Genomic DNA, 19,219 nt, shown 5'->3' with positions numbered 1-19,219 from the left:
GATCGTCTCAGGTCTGGAATCCATTCGATTATCCATAGAGCAATGCAGGGCGAACAGCGCGCGCGGACAATATTTCTCTGGTTATGGACGCTGGTCACAGCGGCCAAGCTGGTAGTGGCTGCGCGGCTGCCACTGTTTGTTGACGAGGCGTTCTATTGGCAGGAAGGCCAGCATCTGGCCGCTGCGTATTCGGACCTTCCCGGACTGACCGCGTGGTTGGCGCGCCTGGGTGTGGAGATCGGTGGCCACCATGTGCTCGCGTTGCGCCTGCCGTTCCTGGCCATCGGCGCGCTGCTGCCGTTGCTGGTGGTGCGCACGGCCACGCGCTGGTTCGGCAATGTGGCCGGTTGGCAAGCGGGCAGCCTCACGCTGTTGATGCCGTTGTCGGCGACGCTGGGCCTGCTGGCGGTGCCGGATGTGCCCATGGCATTGGCCGCGGTGATCTGCCTGCACGCCGGTGCGCGGCTGCTGCACAACGTTGATGCATCGTCGGCGATGAAGCTTGCGCTGGGCCTGTCGATCGGTGCGCTCAGTCACTACCGGTTCATCGGTGTCATCGGCGTTGGCTTCATCGCGTTGCTGGCGCTGCCGCAGGGGCGGCGCATGCTGGCCGATCCGCGCGTATGGGTCGCGCTGGCGGTGGGCGTGCTGGCGTGGCTGCCGTTGCTGGCATGGAACGCGGACAACCACGACGCCGGCCTGAAGTTCCAGGTGGTCGAGCGCCATCCCTGGACGTTCGAATGGAACGGGCTGTGGTTCCTGGTGATCCAGCCCATGCTGGTCACCCCGATCCTGTGCATGGCGATGTGGAAGGTGGCGCTGGCCGGTACCCGCAGGGGCGGCGGCACGCGCGTGCAGTGGCGCTACTTCGGCCTGGTCGGGGGCGTATCCACGCTGGGCATCTTCCTGCTGGGCTTCTTCACCGACGTCGAGCGGATCAGTTTCCATTGGCCGCTGCCGGGCTATCTGGCCCTGCTGGTGGCGGTGCCGGTGGTGCTCAACGGCTGGCCACGCTGGCTGCGGCGCACCGGCTGGTGGCTGGCGGGCGCAGGCATGGTGCTGGCGTTCGGCTATTACCTGATGGCCTCCACGCCTGCGTTGCGTGAGCAGCTGGCAGGCAGCAAGTACTACCCGCGCAATTTCGCTGGCTGGCAGCCGTTGGCGATGACGGTGCGCGAAGAGTTGCAGCAGATGCCGGCGGGCACGCGGGTGCTGGCGGGGAACTTCAAGGTTGGCGCCGAGCTGGGCTTCCAGCTCGGCAATGGCGATATCGAAGTGCTGCCGCATCCGCTCAACGACAAGCATGGGCGCACCGCGCAGCTGGCGCAGTGGGAACTGCTGCATGAGGGCAAGCGCTCGACGCCGATGCTGCTGGTGCTTTCACCCAGTGACCAGCGTTACCGCGATCTGCTGGCGCGCTATCACGCCATCTGCGGACAGGTGGGGCCGCTGCCGGCGCCGCGGGTGGTCAGCAGTGACCATGGTTTCCAGCGTTTCCTGCTGTTCCGGCTGCCGGCGCAGCGCGCGCCGGGGGCGTGCGTGACTCCGGCAATGGCGTGGCTGGATACGCCTTCCAACGGCGAAAAGGTGTCTGGCACGCTGGCGATCAAGGGATGGGCGTTCAAGGATGGTGTCGGCCTGGCACGGGTTGAGGTGCTGGTCGATGGCCGCTCGATGGGGGATGCGCGCTATGGCCGCGCATTCGACGTGCGCCAGACCTGGCCGGACAGCACCGATCCGCGGCATCCTGCGGTGGGCTTCGATGCTTCATTGGACACGAGCACGCTGGCGCCGGGACGGCATTGGCTGGGCCTGCGCCTGCACGGTCGCGATGGCAGCGTGGAGGAATGGCAGGAGCAGCCGTTCGAGGTTCGCGGGCGCTGAGGCGGAGCGCGGTCCAGGTGGTCGCGCGCCAGGTTGGTTGCGTGCTCCAGGTTGGTCGGGTGCTCCACGTTGGTAGAGTCGACTGTTAGTCGACTGCTCTTCCAGCCGCCGGCAAAACCCCGCGCTGGGCGCGATGGTCGACTGACAGTCGACGTTACCCGGCTCAGGTCCTACCCGGCCCATGTCCGGCCTGTTTCCGCGATCGGTGCCGGCAGTCAGTGTGTCGCCTTCAGGGCACCGCGAACCCTGCCTGGCGCAGCAACCCGCACAGCGCGATCAGCGGCAGGCCGATCAGCGCGGTCGGGTCGCGGTTGTCGATCGCTTCGAACAGGCTGATGCCCAGGCCCTCGCACTTGAAGCTGCCGGCGCAGTCCAGGGGCTGTTCGGTGGCCACGTAGCGTGCGATCTCCTCATGGCCCAGCGCGCGGAAACGGACCTCGGTCAGATCCACGGCACTGAATGATTCTCCGTCTCGCGTGAGACTGATGGCGGTATGGAAGCGTACTGTCTGCCCGGACATCGCCGCCAGCTGCGCGCAGGCCGCCCCGGCCGTGCCCGGTTTACCCAGCGGCTGCCCGTTCAGGTCCGCCACCTGGTCCGAGCCGATCACCCAGGCGCCGGGGTGGCGGGCGGCGACTTCGGTTGCCTTGGCCGTGGCCAGGCGCGTTGCAAGGGCCAGCGGCATCTCACCGTTCAACGGGGTTTCATCCACCTCCGGGCGCGCGCAGTCGAAGGGCAGGCCCAGCCGCTGCAGCAACTCGCGGCGGTAGCGGGAGGTGGAGGCCAGGACCAGTGACATGCGAGAATACCGGGGCAGGGTGCGGCAGTCTGGCCTGTGCGCAGCGCCAGCGGCAAGTGCTGTATGGCGGGCATTTGACAGCGCGCCCCCCGATCCTTAGTATTCAGCGGCTTATGTCCGCGAACGTGCCCGAATCGCTGGATGCTTGGCGGATGGTCGTAGCGCGAAGGCGCTTCGACGGCCAGGTCTCCCTGGCTGAATTGACCCGCCTGCAGGGGCTGGTCGCAGATACCGACGGCGAGTGTTCCTACTCGCTTGAATTCGGTCGCGACGAAGTCCTGCGGGTATCCTATGTGGAACTGACCATCGACACCGCGTTGCCGCTGACCTGTCAGCGCAGCATGCAGCGATTCCTGTTGCCGGTGAAGGTGACCCAGAGGCTTGGCCTGATCCGCGACGAGGACGAGGAATCGTCCCTGCCGGAGGAGTACGAGGCGTTGCTGGTGCCGGAAGACGGCCAGCTGCGTCCGCTGGACCTGGTCGAAGACGAGTTGGTGCTGGCGGTGCCTGTGGTTCCGCTGTCGCCCGACGGTGAAGCAGTCGACAAGGACTGGGCGCCGAGCGAAGAAGAAACAAAGAAGGCCAATCCGTTCGCGGCATTGGCGGCATTGAAGAAACAATAGCAGCCGGATTGTCGTCGGCGGCTGCGGCGAAAGCGAAAGTGTGCTGGGCGCTGGCGTCCTGCGCGACGATACGACGAAGCAAAACGAACCGAGTTTGGAGCAATCCCATGGCTGTGCAGAAATCCCGTGTTACCCCGTCCCGCCGCGGCCAGCGCCGTTCGCATGACGCCCTGAGCGCCAAGCAGCTGTCGACCGACCCGACCACCGGCGAAGTGCACCTGCGTCACCACATCACTGCCGACGGTTTCTACCGCGGCAAGAAGGTCATCCAGACCAAGACCTCGGCCGTCGAAGAAGATTGATGTGCCGGGAAGGCCGCTGCCCCCGGGCAGCGGCCTTTGCCTTCTTTCCCGGGCGTGCCGGTGATCGGCGGCCCGCGCAACAGGAAACATGATGAGCAAGCGGATCTACTCGAGGATCGCGGGCACCGGTAGCTATTTGCCGGAAAAAGTCCTGACCAACGCCGACCTGGAAAAAATGGTCGAAACCTCGGATGAGTGGATCCAGTCGCGCACCGGAATTCGTGAACGGCACATCGCGGCCGAAGGCGAAACCACCAGCGACCTCGGCTACCAGGCCGCGTTGCGCGCACTTGAAGCGGCCGGTATCGACGCTTCGCAGCTCGACATGATCGTGGTCGGTACGACCACGCCCGACCTCATTTTCCCCTCCACCGCGTGCCTGATCCAGGCCAAGCTCGGTGTTGCGGGGTGCCCTGCCTTTGACGTCAACGCCGCCTGCTCGGGCTTCGTGTTCGCGCTGGGCGTGGCCGACAAGTTCATCCGTTCCGGCGACTGCAGGCACGTGCTGGTGATCGGCACCGAAACGCTGACCCGCATGGTCGACTGGAACGATCGCACCACCTGCGTGCTGTTCGGCGATGGCGCCGGCGCCGTCGTGCTCAAGGCCGACGAGGAAACCGGCATCCTCAGTACCCACCTGCATGCCGACGGCAGCAAGAAGGAGCTGCTGTGGAACCCGGTGGGCGTCTCGACCGGCTTCAAGGACGGTGCCAACGGTGGCGGCACCATCAACATGAAGGGCAACGACGTGTTCAAGTACGCCGTCAAGGCGCTGGACTCGGTCGTGGACGAGACCCTGGCCGCCAATGGCCTGGACAAGTCCGACCTCGATTGGCTGATTCCGCACCAGGCCAACCTGCGCATCATCGAAGCCACCGCCAAGCGCCTGGACATGTCGATGGACCAGGTGGTGGTGACGGTCGACAAGCACGGCAACACCTCGTCCGGCTCGGTGCCGCTGGCGCTGGACGCCGCGGTGCGTTCGGGCCGCGTCGAGCGCGGCCAGCTGCTGCTGCTGGAAGCCTTCGGCGGCGGCTTCACGTGGGGTTCGGCCCTGCTGCGCTATTGATAGTGCAAGTTACGACAATGTGAAGTTTTGTCGTTACGGCCCCTCTGGGGCCGTAACGCGTTTAAAGGAGTACACGTCATGGTTGAGCCCATCGTCATCGAAGGGCAGCGCGCCTGGCTGAAGCAGTACGGCAAGGGAAGCCGCGCAGTGGCCCTGGGCCTGCTCAATTTCGTTGCCCGCCGTTTCCATCTGGACGCCCTGCGACCACCGCCGCACCGTGGTGGTGATGCCGCGCGAGAAACCGAAGCCCGTCGCCTGGGAGAACTGCAGGCGCAGGGCGTGAACGTGCCCGACGTGCTGGGCAGCGGCCACGCCGCGCTGGTGATCGGTGACAACGGCAGCTCGTTCAATACCTGCCTGCGCCAGGCCGACGAGGCCGGCCGCGACCGGCTGGTGATGGCGGCCATGCAGGCCATCGCCGAAGCGCATGCGCGCGGCGCCTATTTCGGCCAGCCGCTGCCGCGCAACCTCACCTGGGATGGGCAGAAGGTGGGCTTCATCGACTTCGAGGAAGATCCGCTGGAAGTGATGGATCTGTCCGAAGCGCAGGCCCGCGACTGGCTGATGTTCGGTTACGGCGTGGCCAAGTACTACGCCGACCGCCCCGAGCAGCTGCAGGCGATGATGGCCGAGGCGATGGGCGAGGCCCAGGCGCCTGTGCGTGAACACGTGCACGCGGTCAGCGGCCGCCTGCGCAGCCTGGCCCGGGTCTGCATGAAGCTGGGCCGTTCAGCGCGCGCGCTGGCGCATTCGATCTTCATCGCCCATGGCGCCAGCACGGCGGGCGTGCTGATGCTGGTGGGCCTGTGCGTGGACTTCCTCGCCGACGGCGACCTGGACGTGCTGCAGCTGTTCTGCTGATGGCAGGTTCGCGCTGCTGGCAGGTTGGCGCTGCGGTAGAGTCGACTGTCAGTCGACTTCCGCGCGCAGCGCGGGTTTTCAGCGGCTGATCGAAGGGCAGTCGACTGACAGTCGACTCTACCTGAGCGGGGCACCGCACCGGATGCCGGGTTGTCCCGCGGCGGCGCTCCATACGCCTGCATACGCGCACGTACAGACGACACAGCGGATTCGCCCTTATCATGGCCCGCTTCGATTGCAACAAGCGGATGACCGCGTGACCGTATCCACCCTCGCTTTTGTCTTCCCCGGCCAGGGCTCGCAGTCTGTGGGCATGGTGGCCGAGCTGGCCGAACTGCACCCGCAGGTGCGTGAAGCCTTCACCGAAGCATCCGATGGTGCCGGCGTCGACCTGTGGGCGCTGTCCCAGGGTGGCCCGGAGGAAATGCTCAACCGTACCGAATACACCCAGCCGGCCCTGCTGGCCGCGAGCATCGGCGTGTGGCGCGCCTGGAACGCCGTGGGCGGTCCGCGCCCGTCGGTGCTGGCCGGCCACAGCCTGGGCGAGTACACCGCCCTGGTCGCCGCTGGCGCGCTGAGCCTGCATGACGGTGCGCACCTGGTGCGCCTGCGCGGCCAGCTGATGCAGGAAGCCGCACCGGCCGGTGTCGGCGCCATGGCCGCCGTGCTCGGCGCTGAAGACCAGCTGGTGCTGGACGTCTGCGCCGAAGCCGCGGGCAGCCAGGTGGTGGTGCCGGCCAACTTCAATTCGCCGGGTCAGATCGTGATCGGCGGCGACACAGATGCGGTTGACCGCGCGCTGGCGCTGCTGGCCGGGAAGGGCGTGCGCAAGGCCGTCAAGCTGGCCGTGAGCGTGCCCTCGCACACCCCGCTGATGCGCGAAGCCGCCAACCGTCTCGCCGAAGTGATGGCCGGCCTGTCCTGGCAGGCGCCGCAGCTGCCGGTGGTGCAGAACGTAGATGCCCAGGTGCATGACGGTATCGACGCGATCCGTACCGCGCTGGTCCAGCAGCTGTACCAGCCGGTGCAGTGGACCGGGTGCGTGCAGGCGCTGGCCGGCCGTGGCATCACCCGGATCGCCGAGTGCGGCCCGGGCAAGGTGCTGACCGGCCTGGTCAAGCGCATCGACAAGGCCATCGACGGCCGTTCACTGGCCACCCCGGGCGACTTCGAAGCCGCCCGCGAGGCATGGTCGGCCTGACTCCCCCTGTTCCTGCCGACCGTACCGGTGGCCGCTGCACGCGGTACGGGTACGGCGGCCGCCCCAGCCTGAGGAAAACATCATGAGCAAGCCCCTGCAGGGTGAAATCGCACTGGTCACCGGCGCCAGCCGTGGCATTGGTGCCGCCATCGCCGATCTGCTGGCCGCCCAGGGCGCCACCGTCATCGGCACCGCCACCACCGAATCCGGCGCTGCCGCGATCGGTGAGCGCCTGGCCGCCCACGGCGGCCACGGCCGTGCACTGAACGTGACCGACGCTGCCGCGCTGGACAGCGTGCTGGACGGCATCGCCAAGGAGTTCGGCCCGATCTCGATCCTGGTCAACAATGCCGGCATCACCCGCGACAACCTGCTGATGCGCATGAAGGACGAGGACTGGGCGTCGATCATCGACACCAACCTGACCAGCGTGTTCCGCACCAGCAAGGCGGTGATGCGCGGCATGATGAAGGCACGCAAGGGCCGCATCATCAACATCGCATCGGTGGTGGGCGTGACAGGCAATGCCGGCCAGGCCAACTACGCGGCCGCCAAGGCCGGCATCATCGGCTTCAGCAAGTCGCTGGCCAAGGAAATCGGTTCGCGCGGTGTCACCGTCAATGTGGTTGCTCCCGGCTTCATCGACACCGACATGACCAAGGCGTTGCCGGAAGAAGCGCGCACCGCGCTGATCAACGACATCGCCCTCGAACGCCTGGGTTCGCCGGAGGACATCGCCCATGCGGTGGCCTTCCTGGCCAGCCCGGCTGCCGGTTACATCACCGGCGAAACCCTCCATGTGAACGGTGGCATGTACATGCCGTAAGCAAGGGGCGCAGGGATTGCGCCGCAAGTGGTTGATCTGCTGAGGTTTTTGCTGCGATGCAAGGCCGCGCCGGTTTCCACTACACTATCCCACGGCCATCGCCTTTGATGGCGACCACTTTTGAACCACAACTCCATCTGGAGCGAGATCCCATGAGCACCATCGAAGAACGCGTCAAGAAAATCGTCGTCGAACAGCTTGGCGTCAAGGAAGAAGAAGTCACCAACAGCGCATCGTTCGTCGATGACCTGGGCGCTGACTCGCTGGACACCGTCGAGCTGGTGATGGCCCTGGAAGAAGAATTCGAGTGCGAGATCCCGGACGAAGAAGCCGAGAAGATCAGCACCGTGCAGGCCGCCATCGACTACGTCAAGGCCCACGTCAAGGCCTGATGTCAGACGGCAGTGCGCGTGCAGGTATTTCCTTGCCGCGCACCGCACCCCATGGGGCCGCTGTTGCGGCCCCGTGTGTTTGGGCATCACATCGAAGCAAACCGAGTTACCCGTAGAAATCATCCGGGTCAGGAGAAACAGCAATGAAGCGTCGCGTCGTCGTAACCGGCCTGGGTATCGTCTCGCCGTTGGGCAATGATCTGGCCAGCAGCTGGGAAGGCATCACCCACGGTCGTTCGGGCATCGGTCCGCTGACCAACGTTGCTGATGCCTACGTGGATCGGTTCACCACCAAGATTGCAGGTGAGGTCAAGGGATTCGACATCACCGCCGACAATGAACTGTTCGGCAAGTTCCGGGTCAGCGGCAAGGATGCCAAGAAGATGGACCCGTTCATCCATTACGGCCTCGGTGCCTCGTTCATGGCCCTGCATGATTCGGGCCTGGAGATCACCGACGCCAATGCCGAGCGCATCGGCGCCATCGTCGGCGCCGGCATCGGCGGCCTGCTCGGCATCGAAGAGCAGACCATCGAGTTCCACGAGGGCAAGAAGATCTCGCCCTTCTACGTACCCAAGACCATCATCAACATGCTGCCGGGCCAGCTGAGCATCATCACCGGCCTGAAGGGTCCGTCGTTCTCGGCGGTCTCGGCGTGCGCGACCTCGAACCACTCGATCGGTACCGCGATGCGCATGATCCAGTATGGCGATGCCGACGTGATGGTGGTCGGCGGTGCCGAGCGTGGCTCGTCGCCGACCGCGCTGGGCGGCTTCTGCGCGATGAAGGCCATGAGCACCCGCAACGATGCCCCGGAACAGGCTTCGCGCCCGTGGGACAAGGACCGTGACGGCTTCGTGCTGGGCGACGGCGCCGGCATCCTGATCCTGGAAGAGTACGAGCACGCCAAGGCCCGTGGTGCGAAGATCTATTGCGAACTGGCTGGCTTCGGCGCCAGCTCCGACGCGTACCACATGACCGCACCGAGCGAGAACGGCGAAGGCGCCGCGCGCTGCATGGTCATGGCCATGAAGGACGCCGGCGTGAGCCCAGAACAGGTGGGTTACCTCAACGCGCACGGCACCTCCACGCCGCTGGGCGACCTGGGCGAGACCATGGCGATGAAGACCGCCTTCGGCGACCACGCCTACAAGATGATGGTCAGCTCCACCAAGTCGATGACCGGCCACCTGCTGGGCGCTGCCGGCGGCGTGGAAGCGATCTTCTCGGTGATGGCGCTGCAGGACAACGTCATTCCGCCGACCATCAACCTCCAGCAGCCGGGCGAAGGCTGCGACCTGGACTACGTGCCGAACGAAGCACGCCAGGCCAAGGTGGACGTGGTGATGTCCAATGGCTTCGGCTTCGGCGGCACCAACGGCACGCTGATCTTCAAGCGCGTCTGACCGGTGCGGTAGGTTGTAGAGTCGACTGTCAGTCGACTGCCTTTCGATCCGCCGCGGTGATCGTTGATGGGAAAGCAGTCGACTGACAGTCAACTCTACCCATCGGCAATCCGACAAACGGATCAACGCCGTGCACCACGGAGCCGCCGCAAGGCGGCTTCCGTGCATCTGAATTCCCGAACTGGCTGCCATGACCCACGCACCGCTGATCCACCCGCTGCCGCACCCGATCGATCTGCTGGCCCTGCAGCAGCACGACCCGGCGCGCTTCCCGCTGCTGATGGAATCCACCGCCTCGGGCACCGCCCAGGGCCGCTGGAGCCTGCTGCTGGTCGCGCAGGGCGATGGCCTGCGGCTGGATGCCGACGGCCAGGTGCGCGACCAGCACGACGTGGTGCAGCCCGGCACGTTCCTGCAGGCACTGGATCGCGCCTGGCAGCTTGAGCGCCTGCCGCATGACGGCAGCCACAGCCTGCCGTTCCGCGGCGGTTGGGCGTTGATGCTCGATTACGAAGTGGCCAGCCAGATCGAACCAGTGCTGCCGGCGCGTGCTCGCGGGGATGGTCGCCCGACCGCGCTGGCGCTGCGCTGCCCGGCCGCGGTGCTGCATGACCATCACAACGATGCCAGCTTCGTCATCGCCGAAGCCGGCGAGCAGGCGTTGCTGGATGCGCTGGTGGCACTGGCCTCGGCCGCGCTGCCCGAAGCCGGGCAGGGCTGGCAGCCACCGCAGGCGGTCGACGAGGACGCGCCGCAGCGTTTCACCGATGGCGTGCGCCGGGTGATCGAGTATCTGCGCGCCGGCGACGTGTTCCAGGTGAACCTGTCGCGGCGCTGGAACGCGCAGTTCGCTGCGCCGGTCAGCCCGCAGGCGCTGTACGCACAGCTGCGTCGTGCCAACCCGGCGCCGTTTGCCGGCCTGTTTAGCGCGCACGGCCGCCATGTGGTCAGTTCCTCGCCGGAGCGGCTGGTGTCGGTGCACGCCGGCCATGCGCAGACCCGTCCGATTGCCGGTACCCGTCCACGCTTCGAAGGCGACGACGATGCCGCGCGCATCCAGGAACTGGTCGGTCACCCCAAGGAGCGCGCCGAGCACGTGATGCTGATCGACCTGGAGCGCAACGACCTGGGCCGCATCTGCCTGCCGGGCACCGTGGTGGTCGATGAGCTGATGACCGTGGAGAGCTACGCGCACGTGCACCACATCGTCAGCAACGTCAGCGGCCACCTGCGCCCGGAGGTCACGCCCGGCGAGGTGATCGCCGCCACGTTCCCGGGTGGCACCATCACCGGCTGCCCGAAGGTGCGCTGCATGCAGATCATCAGCGAGCTGGAGCAGGTGCCGCGTGGTGCCTACACCGGCGCGTTCGGCTGGCTGAACCGCGATGGCGACCTGGACCTGAACATTCTGATCCGTACCGCCGAAGTGGATGGCCACGAGGTGAGCTTCCGCACCGGCGCCGGCATCGTGGTCGATTCGGACCCGGACAAGGAGCTGGACGAGACCCGCGCCAAGGCCCGCGGCCTGCTGCGCGCACTGGGCCAGCAGGGGTAGTGCCGGCCGCTGGCCGGCAACCTCATTCATCCACGATCCACGCGATTGTCGGCCAGCGGCCGGCACTACCGGTACCGGCGGGTGCCGTTGTTCCGGTGGGTGCCGACCGTTGGTCGGCACGGCTGCGTGGCCCCGGTCATGACCCCAATCCACCGGCACGGTATCCTGCACGACGGAATCGAGTTCAGAGGTAGTCCATGGCGGGAGCCAAGCGCGGGTGTCTGTTCGTGGTAACGCTGGTGGTGGTGCTGGGAGCCGTCGTGGCCGGCGTGGGCGCGTGGTTCTTCTACCAGCAGACGCGTTTCGCCGATGCCCCGATCACCCCGACTGCCGAGAGCATGGTCATCGCCAGCGGCGATGGCATGAACAGCGTGCTGCGCAAGCTGCGCGATGCCGGCGTGGACGAGGGCCAGGACACCCAGTGGCAGCTGCTGGCGCGCCAGCTTGATGCCGCCGGCAAGCTGAAGGTGGGCGAGTACGCGCTCAATGGCGAGCTGACCCCGCGCGAGCTGCTGCTGCGCATGCGCGCCGGCAAGGTGCTGCAGCACCGCGTCACCATCGTCGAGGGCTGGAATATCCGCCAGCTGCGCGCCGCGCTCAAGCGCGCCGAGCCGCTGCTGCACACCACCGACAATCTTGATGATGCCGCGCTGATGCAGCGCCTCGGCTTCGGTGGCCAGCATCCGGAAGGCCGCTTCCTGCCGGAGACCTATGTCTACCAGCGTGGCGACAGCGATCTGGACGTGCTCAAGCGCGCCCATGCCGCAATGGAAAAGGCGCTGGACGAAGCGTGGGAAAGCCGCGCGCCGGACCTGCCGATCAACACGCCCTACGAACTGCTGACGATGGCCTCGATCATCGAGAAGGAAACTGCGCTGGCCAGCGAACGCCCGCAGATTGCCGGCGTGTTCATGCGCCGCCTGAAGATCGGCATGCGCCTGCAGACCGACCCGACCGTGATCTACGGCCTCGGTGCCGCGTATGACGGCAACATCCGCCGTCGCGACCTGACCACCGATACGCCGTACAACACCTATACCCGTGCCGGCCTGACCCCGACCCCGATCGCGATGCCCAGCCGCGACGCGCTGATGGCGGCCGCGCAACCCGCGGCGGGCGACGCGCTGTACTTCGTCGCCGTGGGCGATGGCAGCGGCGCGCACGTGTTCTCGCCCAGCCTGGACCAGCACAACGCCGCAGTCGCCCGCTACCTGCAGCAGCTGCGCCAGCAACGTACCCAGGAGACCCCGGCGCAATGAGTCCCGCGCTGCTTCGCCACCCGCGTTTCGTCAGCCTGGAAGGCGGCGAGGGCGCGGGCAAGACCACCGCCATCAATGCCATCCGTGACTGCCTGCGCAGCCACGGTCATGAGGTGGTACTGACCCGCGAGCCGGGCGGTACGCCGCTGGCCGAGCGCATCCGTGGCCTGGTGCTGAAGCCCGATGCCGAGATCGCCGCCGAACCGCTCAGCGCCGAAGCCGAGCTGCTGCTGGTGTTCGCCGCGCGCGCGCAGCATGTGCGCCAGGTGATCCAGCCGGCGCTGCAGCGCGGTGCCTATGTGCTGAGCGATCGTTTCACCGATTCCAGCTATGCCTACCAGGGCGGTGGCCGTGGCCTCGACCCGCAGTGGATTGCCGATCTGGAGCGCCGCGCGGTGGGCCTGCTGCCGGGCCTGACCCTGCTGCTGGACGTGGACGTGGCCGTCGGCCGGGCACGCGCCAATGGCCGTGACCTGTGGCCGGACCGCATCGAGAGCGAACAGGATGATTTCTTCCAGCGCGTGCGTGAAGTATTCCGCAGCCGTGCGCAGCAGGATCCGCAGCGCTTTGCGTTGATTGATGCGGGCCAGGAGCAGGCGCGCGTCGCCGCCGATGTGGTCGCATGTGTCGAGCGCTGGCTGCAGGACGGGGAGGGCGCATGAGCACGTTCTCGCCATGGCAGCAGCGCGCGTTCGACCAGACCGTGGCCGCGCTCGATGCCGGTCGCCTCGGCCATGGCCTGCTGATCTGCGGGCCGGCCGGGCTGGGCAAGCGTGAGGTGGCGCTGGCATTGGCCGACCACGTGCTGGCGCGCGGTGATGCCGCGCATGCCACGCGCACGCGCCAGCTGATCACCGCCGGTACCCATCCGGACCTGCAGCTGGTCAGCTTCATTCCGAACAAGAGCGGCGACAAGCTGCGCACCGAGATCGTCATCGAGCAGGTGCGTGAGATCACCGACAAGCTGGCGCTGACCCCGCAGTACGGCGTGGCGCAGGTGGTGATCGTGGACCCGGCCGATGCGATCAACCGCTCGGCGGCCAACGCGCTGCTGAAGACGCTGGAAGAGCCGCAGCCCGGCCGCTACCTGTGGCTGATCAGCAGCGACCCGGCGCGCCTGCCGCAGACCATCCGCAGCCGTTGCCAACGCCTGGAATTCAAGCTGCCGCCGCAGCACGAAGCGCTGGCCTGGCTGCAGCAGCAGGGCCACAGCGAAGCATCGGCGCGCGAAGCGCTGGAGGCCGCCCGCGGCCATCCCGGCCAGGCCGACAACTGGCTGCGCGAAGACGGCCTGAGCCTGCGCCGCGAAGTCGGTCGAGATCTGGAACAGCTGGCCGCCGGCAAGACCGGCGCGGTGGAGCTGGCGCAGAAGTGGTGTGGTGACGACAACGCGGCGCTGCGCCTGCGCTTTGCCGCCGACCTGGCGCTGGCCCAGGCCAGCACCGATGCCTTGACCACGCCGGAGCGATTGCACAAGCTTGCAGCCTGGTTCGATGCGGCCAACCGCACCCGCGACCTGCTGCGCACCACGGTGCGTGCAGACCTTGCGGTGGTCGAGTTGCTGCTGGCCTGGAACAAGGTGAACGAGCGGCCTGCCGCAAGGGGAAATCGATGAGTGCCAGCAACGCCCGCCAGGGCATCCTGTCCCTGGCCGTGAAGGACAAAGCCGCGCTGTACAGCGCGTACATGCCGTTCGTGAAGAACGGCGGCATCTTCGTGCCCACGCCCAAGCGCTACTTCCTGGGCGACGAGGTGTTCCTGCTGCTGACCCTGCCCGATTCCAGCGAGCGCCTGCCGGTGGCCGGCAAGGTGATCTGGGTGACCCCGGCCGGCGCGCAGGGTAACCGCACCGCCGGCATTGGCGTGCAGCTCGCCGACGGTGCCGAAGGCGAGGGCGTGCGCCACAAGATCGAGACTCTGCTGGCCGGGCTTACCGGCTCGGACAAGCCGACCCACACGATGTGAGGTAGCGCCGGGCCATGCGGCTGCATGCCTCGAAACGCCCGTGAACACGAATGTGAAAAAGTGTTGACGGCCTCTGAAAAGCCCCTATAATGAGCGGCTCAGCAACACACCGGGCGGTTAGCTCAGCGGTAGAGCATTGCCTTCACACGGCAAGGGTCACAGGTTCGATCCCTGTACCGCCCACCATGTTGCAGAACGAAAGAAGCCTCCAGAAATGGGGGCTTTTTTGTTGCCTGACCATCAGCGCGGCTTTCCGGCATCGTTGGCAGCGCGACTCACCGGCTCCCTCAACCGCGCGAAGCGCTCGGGGGACGCACTTCACCGATGCGGGCACAGGATTCCATCCATGCGCTGTTCCGTGGTTCACGGCCGGCGTACTCTCAAGGCAGTGCCGTGCCCCCATTCCCTGGAGTGCCACCATGCCGCTCGCCCGCATCGATCTTCGCAAAGGTAAATCCGCCGACTACCTGCAACGTGTCGGCGAAGCCATCTACCAGGCCATGCGCGCGGTGGGCGTGCCGGAGAACGACCGCTTCCAGATCTTCCAGCAGCACGACGCCGGCACGCTGATCCACGACCCCGGCTATCTGGGCGTGGACCGCACCGACGATTTCATCTGCATCCAGATCACCTGGAACGAAGGGCGTGCGCTGGAGCAGAAGAAGGCGTTGTACGCCGGCATCGCCGATGGACTGCACGCGGCGGTGGGCATCCGCCGCGAGGATGTGTTCATCAATCTTGTTGAAGTAAAGAAGGAGAACTGGTCGTTCGGTAATGGCGTGGCGCAGTACGTGAGTTGATGCGCGGAAAGCACTACGCATGGCGTGAATCTACACCTCGCTGCCGACCTGTTCGCCTTCGCTGGCCGGGGCATTGCTGGCCGCTTTCACTGCGTCGGCGCTGTTGGGTTGTTCGCATTCGATGCGGGTGACATAGCCCTCGCTGCCGATGCTGTGCTCGGCACGCTTGACCAACCACTGGCCATCCACGCCCTCGCGGAACCCCTGCATCACCACGGTGGCTTCGGCCATCAGTGTTTCGCGGCCGGGCAGGGTGTAGCTGAGCGTCCGCGTCTGCCGTGCCTGTTCGCGATGCTTGGCGCGCGCCGCCGCCTCTGCGCTCTCCCGGTCGGCATAGGCCATGCGCAGGCGCATGATCGGTTCACCGCTGCCGACCTTCACTTCCTGGCGCTTGGCACTGCGCACGTCGCGGTAGTACGCAATGGTGGTACCGGCATCTTCGCGTGCGGCGAGGGTTACCCGATAGTCGCTGCCATCGGCCGGGGTGAGGGTGACATCGGGAATGCGCTCGCCGCTGGCGCTGGTGGATTCGCCCCGCTTCACGAACACCAGGCGCCCGCCTCCGGGCTTGGCGATGGCATCGTGCTGTTTGGCCAGGCGCAGCAGCAGGTTCATGTCCGACTCCTGCGACTGCACCGTCAGCGGCAGCACGATGGACGCCAGCGATGCGCTCACCGCTGCGTTCAGCCCATGCTCGCCGGCCATGCGTCGCACCATGTCGCCGATCGTGGTGCCCTTCTTCCAGGTGCGTGTCTTCTGCGTCTGCAGGTCGCTCTTGCCCCCCTTGCTGGTCTCGAACGGTGCCGCCCGGGCGCGCAGCGTCATGCTGCCGGGAAAGCCGGAGATCTCCACCTCGTCGCAGATGTACAGGCCTACGCGCCGCACTTCGCCGTCATAGCCGATGAAGGCCTCCAGTTCCGCGCCAACCGGTGGCAGCTGGATCGGATCGGACGGATCGTGGTCGGCCAGCTGCAGTTCCAGCGTGTCGGACGTGTTGCCGGTCTCGTCGGTGATCCGCAGCGACTTGAAGCGCGACCTGATGGTGTCGGTGATGTCCTGGTTGTTGGCCACCACGCGGAATGCCGGTGTGATGTTCAGTCCCACAGGGCCACTCCCTTGCGCTCGTTTGCAGGGCGCTGCACATCCGGCAGGGTGATCGCCATGCCCGCAGGCAGTACCGCGCCGCGTGCGGCAAGGCCCGGGTTGGCGTCGAAGACCGCGCGCAGGATGGCCGGTGATTGTTCGCCATAGTGCGTGTACGCGATGCGGTCGACGACGTCGCCGTCGCGGGTGTTATACGTTCGTGCCATCGCTGTGCTTCCGCAGGGAGAGGGTGAATTCGTGCCGTTGGATTCCGGCATCGGCAGTGAAACCGGAGGCGGTGGCGTCGATCTTGTCGATGACCCACAGCCCCAGGTTCCCGCCCTTGCCGGTCAGCAACCGCTGTGGCTTGCCCTGCGCGGCCATCTTGCGCAGCTGCGAGAGCTCATTGCCGGCACCGCGGAACGCATAGTGGATGACGCCAGGCAGCGTCATGCTGGCCTTGCCGGGGCCGGTGTACTGCAGCGCAGCCATCTGGCCGATGCGTTCCTGCGCTGCCCAGCCATACTCGTTGCTCTGCTGGATGTCCTGGAACACGGCGGTGTTGAGGCTGAACTTGAAGCCGCCCAGCATCAGCAGCACCGGAGCGTTGCCGGAATCGTTGGCTTTGAACTGCGACAGCAGCTTGTCCACTGTGCCGGTTACGAACTCGCGCTTCATGCTCAATTCCTGTCTGCAAGGCCACCACGGGCGGCAACGGCGTTGCGACGCTGCAGTTCGTCGGCGGTGCGACGTGCTACGGATTCGCTGGATTCACCTGGTTGCTGGTGGATGGTGATGTTGTTGGTCTGTTGTTGCTGCACGGTGGTGGGTGCACGGGTGGTGGGCGAGGGCATGGCCGGCGCAGCGCGTCCCTGCGCACCGCTCAGCTCAGCCATGCGCCGGTTCAAGCCATCGTTGCTGTCGGTGCCGACGGCATATGCGATCCGTGCCATGTCACCAATGCCACCACCGCCGCGCGCCTTCATGCCGCTGTAGATGTTGGCGGCGCCCACTGCGGTCTGCAGCCCGCCCTCGGCGACCTCCAGCGCTTTGTCGTTGGCAGCCCCTACGCCACCACCAAGCTTGTCCATGAACCAGCCGACGCCTTCGATGACTGGCTTGAGCTTTTCCAGGATGCGGTCGAACGCTGCGGTCGCCTTCTGGCTGATCGACTCCCAGATGTTGCCAAGGGTTTCGTTGATGAAGCCGGCGACGGTGCCGAGCATCTCGCCCAGCCACACCACCGCCTCCACCACGCCGCCGATGACCTGGATCACCAGCCGGAAGTTGGTCAGCAGCGCCTCACCCACCAGCGAGCCGATCTGGGCGACGCGTGACAATTCATTGCCGGTGTACTGCGCCGGTTCCAGCATCTTCGACAGCCAGTCCCAGGCCTGGCCGATCAGCCCGCTCATGACTTCCCAGGCGGGGCGCAGTGGTTCAACCGCGCGCATCAGTTCACCCATCGCTGCGGTGCCTGCACCGCTCAGGCCTTCCCAGACGCCGCCCAGGAATGCCTTGATCGGTTCCCAGTACTTGCGCACCAGCAGGGCGCCGGCGGTGATGGCGGCGACCGCAACGGCGATGGGGCCACCGCCGATGGCACCAATGGCAGTTGCGACGATGCGGAAACCCGATGCCAGGCGCATGGCCATCGGCCCGAAGCGTCCCATCTGGGCCAGCAGGCTGCCGCCCCGGAACAGTTCGAAGGCCTTCTGCGCAGCCAGGATCGGGCCCTGCAGGAAGGTCCAGGCGTAGCGTGCGCCGAGCACCGCGGTGCGCATGCCCAGCATGCCGACCACGATCTGCGTGGTGTTGGCGATCAGCTTCGGGTTTTCCTGCACGAACGAGGTGACCCCGTTCAGCAGTTCGGTCAGCTTGACCGCGGCCTCGCCCACCGCGGGCAGCAGCGCGGCACCGAAGGCCTTGGACAGGTTGTCCACGGCGATCTTGGCGCCCTCGATCTTCTGCGGGTCGGTCTGCATCGCATCGGCATAGGCTGCATCGGTGGTGCCCGCCGATCCATTCAGCGCTTTGTCGCGGGCTCGAACATAGGTGTCCCAGTTCTCGATCATCGGCTGGACGAAGTTCTTCGCCTGGGCATCGCCGAACAGTGCGCCGATCTTCTTCTGGTCGCCCGCAGTGGCCTGGATGATTCCCTGCATGGCGGCATCGAAGGGATTGCCGCCGCTGGTCTGTGCATCGCCGATGATCTTGCGCAGATCCAGGTTCAGGCTCTTCTTGGCCTTCTCCTGAATGTCCGGCGAGAGCACCTCGGACATGAAGCTCTTCATGTTGCTGGCGGCCTTGTCGGCGCCACCTGCCGAGTCCAGCGTGGCTTCCAGTGCCGCACCCAGCGTAGCCGCCGCCGATGTGCCCTGCAGCTTCATCGCCTCGAACGAGGAACCCAGCACCGGCAGCACCTGGGCCATGTCCTTCAGGCCCAGGCTGCCCTGCTGGCTGTTCACCACCAGCACGTCCAGCGCGTTCTGCATGCGCGAGGGATCGATATCGAACGACTGCTGCAGGGCGGCCGCAGCTTGGGCCACATCATCGATGCTGGCACCGGTGACAGTGGTGGTCCGTCCAACGGCGCCGAGGCTGGCCTGCGCGGACTGTGCGTCCATGCCGGCCGCGACCATCAGTTTGATCGACCGCTGCAGATTGTCGGCGCCCTGGTTGGTTGCGCGCGATTGTTCCAGGATCGCTTGGCCAAGTGCGCTGACCTGCGCGCGGCTGAGGTTGGCTGCCACGCCGATCTGCTGGTTCTGGCGGGCGAAGCCGGAGGCGTTCTCGACCGGCTTGGCCAGTGCGGTGACGGCGGTGCCGAGTGTGCCGCGCGCTGCCTTGAACGAGGCGCCGAGTTTCTCGCGCTTCTCCAGGTTGGCGGTGCGCTTGGCTTCGACACGCTCCAGCGCTTCCTGTGAGGCGCGCAGCGCATCGGCCTGCGCGCGCAGGCGGGTGTATGCGGTGCCCGACTTCTTCATCGCGGCGAGCTTGAGCTCCAGCTTGCCGGCTTCATCACCGAGGCGCTTCACGCCATCATTGGCGAAGGACAATGCGTCCTTCAGCGACTTGGACACCTCACCGCCGATCGTGATCGTTGTCGTTTGAACGTTACTGGCCATGTACCGGCAATCCCTGAATCCACCAGATGAACTTCGACACCCGCAGTGTCATGATTTCGCGCAGGC

Annotated in this window: 20 protein-coding genes and 1 tRNA gene; 16 read left to right on the top strand and 5 right to left on the bottom strand. The window is 66.3% G+C overall.

Features of this window, described 5'->3' with window-relative positions; genetic code table 11:
• The first annotated feature begins 42 nt into the window (after positions 1-42).
• A complete protein-coding gene (locus tag JLDANKMP_RS04190; RefSeq protein ID WP_212560596.1) occupies positions 43-1,884 on the top strand; it encodes a glycosyltransferase family 39 protein in 1,842 nt (613 codons plus the stop codon).
• A 229-nt stretch (positions 1,885-2,113) separates the two neighbouring features.
• Here the strand turns inward: JLDANKMP_RS04190 and JLDANKMP_RS04185 are convergent, their stop codons facing one another.
• The gene (locus JLDANKMP_RS04185) at positions 2,114-2,683 is read right to left on the bottom strand and encodes a Maf family nucleotide pyrophosphatase (protein WP_212560595.1); all 570 of its coding nucleotides are present in this window, start codon (positions 2,681-2,683) and stop codon (positions 2,114-2,116) included.
• A 113-nt stretch (positions 2,684-2,796) separates the two neighbouring features.
• On the opposite strand from JLDANKMP_RS04185, the gene JLDANKMP_RS04180 reads away from it, so the two are divergent.
• From JLDANKMP_RS04180 to JLDANKMP_RS04110, 15 genes are all read left to right on the top strand, one after another.
• The gene (locus JLDANKMP_RS04180; protein WP_012479287.1) at positions 2,797-3,306 is read left to right on the top strand and encodes a YceD family protein; all 510 of its coding nucleotides are present in this window, start codon (positions 2,797-2,799) and stop codon (positions 3,304-3,306) included.
• 107 nt (positions 3,307-3,413) lie between these two features.
• Complete coding sequence (gene rpmF, locus JLDANKMP_RS04175) at positions 3,414-3,608, top strand: 50S ribosomal protein L32 (protein ID WP_005408308.1); 195 nt, start codon at positions 3,414-3,416, stop codon at positions 3,606-3,608.
• Positions 3,609-3,699: 91 nt separating this feature from the next.
• On the top strand, positions 3,700-4,677 hold the full coding sequence (locus JLDANKMP_RS04170) for a beta-ketoacyl-ACP synthase III (RefSeq protein ID WP_005408309.1): 978 nt from the start codon (positions 3,700-3,702) through the stop codon (positions 4,675-4,677).
• A 78-nt stretch (positions 4,678-4,755) separates the two neighbouring features.
• Positions 4,756-5,538, top strand: coding sequence for a hypothetical protein (locus JLDANKMP_RS04165; RefSeq protein WP_005408310.1), 783 nt, complete (start codon positions 4,756-4,758; stop codon positions 5,536-5,538).
• A 256-nt stretch (positions 5,539-5,794) separates the two neighbouring features.
• Positions 5,795-6,739, top strand: coding sequence for an ACP S-malonyltransferase (gene fabD / locus JLDANKMP_RS04160; RefSeq protein ID WP_212560594.1), 945 nt, complete (start codon positions 5,795-5,797; stop codon positions 6,737-6,739).
• Between the two features lie 82 nt (positions 6,740-6,821).
• A complete protein-coding gene (fabG, locus tag JLDANKMP_RS04155; RefSeq protein WP_005408312.1) occupies positions 6,822-7,565 on the top strand; it encodes a 3-oxoacyl-ACP reductase FabG in 744 nt (247 codons plus the stop codon).
• Between the two features lie 152 nt (positions 7,566-7,717).
• Entirely contained in the window at positions 7,718-7,957 is a 240-nt protein-coding gene (gene acpP, locus JLDANKMP_RS04150) for an acyl carrier protein (protein WP_005408313.1), read from the top strand.
• A gap of 143 nt (positions 7,958-8,100) precedes the next feature.
• On the top strand, positions 8,101-9,363 hold the full coding sequence (gene fabF / locus JLDANKMP_RS04145) for a beta-ketoacyl-ACP synthase II (protein ID WP_169448897.1): 1,263 nt from the start codon (positions 8,101-8,103) through the stop codon (positions 9,361-9,363).
• Positions 9,364-9,553: 190 nt separating this feature from the next.
• A complete protein-coding gene (locus JLDANKMP_RS04140) occupies positions 9,554-10,918 on the top strand; it encodes an aminodeoxychorismate synthase component I (RefSeq protein WP_059033320.1) in 1,365 nt (454 codons plus the stop codon).
• Positions 10,919-11,115: 197 nt separating this feature from the next.
• Entirely contained in the window at positions 11,116-12,177 is a 1,062-nt protein-coding gene (mltG, locus tag JLDANKMP_RS04135; RefSeq protein WP_049431471.1) for an endolytic transglycosylase MltG, read from the top strand.
• Positions 12,174-12,839: a dTMP kinase gene (gene tmk, locus JLDANKMP_RS04130; protein ID WP_099605028.1), complete on the top strand. Its 666-nt coding sequence runs from the start codon at positions 12,174-12,176 to the stop codon at positions 12,837-12,839. The genes mltG and tmk overlap by 4 nt, the downstream gene beginning before the upstream one ends.
• Positions 12,836-13,792, top strand: coding sequence for a DNA polymerase III subunit delta' (locus JLDANKMP_RS04125; protein WP_012479293.1), 957 nt, complete (start codon positions 12,836-12,838; stop codon positions 13,790-13,792). Before tmk ends, JLDANKMP_RS04125 begins: the two co-directional genes overlap by 4 nt.
• Positions 13,789-14,142, top strand: coding sequence for a PilZ domain-containing protein (locus JLDANKMP_RS04120; RefSeq protein ID WP_005412452.1), 354 nt, complete (start codon positions 13,789-13,791; stop codon positions 14,140-14,142). Before JLDANKMP_RS04125 ends, JLDANKMP_RS04120 begins: the two co-directional genes overlap by 4 nt.
• 111 nt (positions 14,143-14,253) lie before the next feature.
• Positions 14,254-14,328: transfer RNA gene (locus JLDANKMP_RS04115), tRNA-Val, on the top strand.
• Between the two features lie 233 nt (positions 14,329-14,561).
• Positions 14,562-14,942 (top strand): tautomerase family protein, encoded by a 381-nt coding sequence (locus JLDANKMP_RS04110; protein ID WP_212560593.1) that lies wholly within the window; start codon positions 14,562-14,564, stop codon positions 14,940-14,942.
• A 30-nt stretch (positions 14,943-14,972) separates the two neighbouring features.
• On the opposite strand, the gene JLDANKMP_RS04105 is transcribed toward JLDANKMP_RS04110, so the two are convergent.
• From JLDANKMP_RS04105 to JLDANKMP_RS04090, 4 genes are read right to left on the bottom strand one after another with little or no spacing between them, the layout of a single operon-like run.
• Entirely contained in the window at positions 14,973-16,046 is a 1,074-nt protein-coding gene (locus tag JLDANKMP_RS04105) for a contractile injection system protein, VgrG/Pvc8 family (protein WP_212560592.1), read from the bottom strand.
• Positions 16,037-16,252 (bottom strand): tail protein X, encoded by a 216-nt coding sequence (locus tag JLDANKMP_RS04100; RefSeq protein WP_049430174.1) that lies wholly within the window; start codon positions 16,250-16,252, stop codon positions 16,037-16,039. Before JLDANKMP_RS04100 ends, JLDANKMP_RS04105 begins: the two co-directional genes overlap by 10 nt.
• Positions 16,236-16,703 (bottom strand): phage tail protein, encoded by a 468-nt coding sequence (locus JLDANKMP_RS04095; protein WP_212560591.1) that lies wholly within the window; start codon positions 16,701-16,703, stop codon positions 16,236-16,238. The genes JLDANKMP_RS04100 and JLDANKMP_RS04095 overlap by 17 nt, the downstream gene beginning before the upstream one ends.
• A 2-nt stretch (positions 16,704-16,705) precedes the next feature.
• Complete coding sequence (locus JLDANKMP_RS04090; protein ID WP_212560590.1) at positions 16,706-19,153, bottom strand: phage tail tape measure protein; 2,448 nt, start codon at positions 19,151-19,153, stop codon at positions 16,706-16,708.
• Positions 19,154-19,219 lie beyond the last annotated feature (66 nt).

Source organism: Stenotrophomonas sp. PE591, from assembly GCF_018320795.1.
GTDB classification, from domain to species: domain Bacteria; phylum Pseudomonadota; class Gammaproteobacteria; order Xanthomonadales; family Xanthomonadaceae; genus Stenotrophomonas; species Stenotrophomonas maltophilia.
The sequence above is the reverse complement of the archived record's forward strand: the minus strand, read 5'-3'. Positions and strand labels throughout refer to the sequence as shown.

Bases quoted from the DNA above. Each gene is read 5' to 3' on its own strand.
- JLDANKMP_RS04110 (WP_212560593.1), top strand. From the start codon at position 14,562: ATGCCGCTCGCCCGCATCGATCTTCGCAAAGGTAAATCCGCCGACTAC.
- JLDANKMP_RS04180 (WP_012479287.1), top strand. From the start codon at position 2,797: ATGTCCGCGAACGTGCCCGAATCGCTGGATGCTTGGCGGATGGTCGTA.
- JLDANKMP_RS04190 (WP_212560596.1), top strand. From the start codon at position 43: ATGCAGGGCGAACAGCGCGCGCGGACAATATTTCTCTGGTTATGGACG.
- JLDANKMP_RS04165 (WP_005408310.1), top strand. From the start codon at position 4,756: ATGGTTGAGCCCATCGTCATCGAAGGGCAGCGCGCCTGGCTGAAGCAG.
- JLDANKMP_RS04095 (WP_212560591.1), bottom strand. From the start codon at position 16,703: ATGAAGCGCGAGTTCGTAACCGGCACAGTGGACAAGCTGCTGTCGCAG.
- tmk (WP_099605028.1), top strand. From the start codon at position 12,174: ATGAGTCCCGCGCTGCTTCGCCACCCGCGTTTCGTCAGCCTGGAAGGC.
- JLDANKMP_RS04185 (WP_212560595.1), bottom strand. From the start codon at position 2,683: ATGTCACTGGTCCTGGCCTCCACCTCCCGCTACCGCCGCGAGTTGCTG.
- fabF (WP_169448897.1), top strand. From the start codon at position 8,101: ATGAAGCGTCGCGTCGTCGTAACCGGCCTGGGTATCGTCTCGCCGTTG.
- JLDANKMP_RS04100 (WP_049430174.1), bottom strand. From the start codon at position 16,252: ATGGCACGAACGTATAACACCCGCGACGGCGACGTCGTCGACCGCATC.
- rpmF (WP_005408308.1), top strand. From the start codon at position 3,414: ATGGCTGTGCAGAAATCCCGTGTTACCCCGTCCCGCCGCGGCCAGCGC.
- mltG (WP_049431471.1), top strand. From the start codon at position 11,116: ATGGCGGGAGCCAAGCGCGGGTGTCTGTTCGTGGTAACGCTGGTGGTG.
- JLDANKMP_RS04125 (WP_012479293.1), top strand. From the start codon at position 12,836: ATGAGCACGTTCTCGCCATGGCAGCAGCGCGCGTTCGACCAGACCGTG.
- JLDANKMP_RS04120 (WP_005412452.1), top strand. From the start codon at position 13,789: ATGAGTGCCAGCAACGCCCGCCAGGGCATCCTGTCCCTGGCCGTGAAG.
- acpP (WP_005408313.1), top strand. From the start codon at position 7,718: ATGAGCACCATCGAAGAACGCGTCAAGAAAATCGTCGTCGAACAGCTT.
- JLDANKMP_RS04090 (WP_212560590.1), bottom strand. From the start codon at position 19,153: ATGGCCAGTAACGTTCAAACGACAACGATCACGATCGGCGGTGAGGTG.
- JLDANKMP_RS04170 (WP_005408309.1), top strand. From the start codon at position 3,700: ATGAGCAAGCGGATCTACTCGAGGATCGCGGGCACCGGTAGCTATTTG.
- fabG (WP_005408312.1), top strand. From the start codon at position 6,822: ATGAGCAAGCCCCTGCAGGGTGAAATCGCACTGGTCACCGGCGCCAGC.
- JLDANKMP_RS04140 (WP_059033320.1), top strand. From the start codon at position 9,554: ATGACCCACGCACCGCTGATCCACCCGCTGCCGCACCCGATCGATCTG.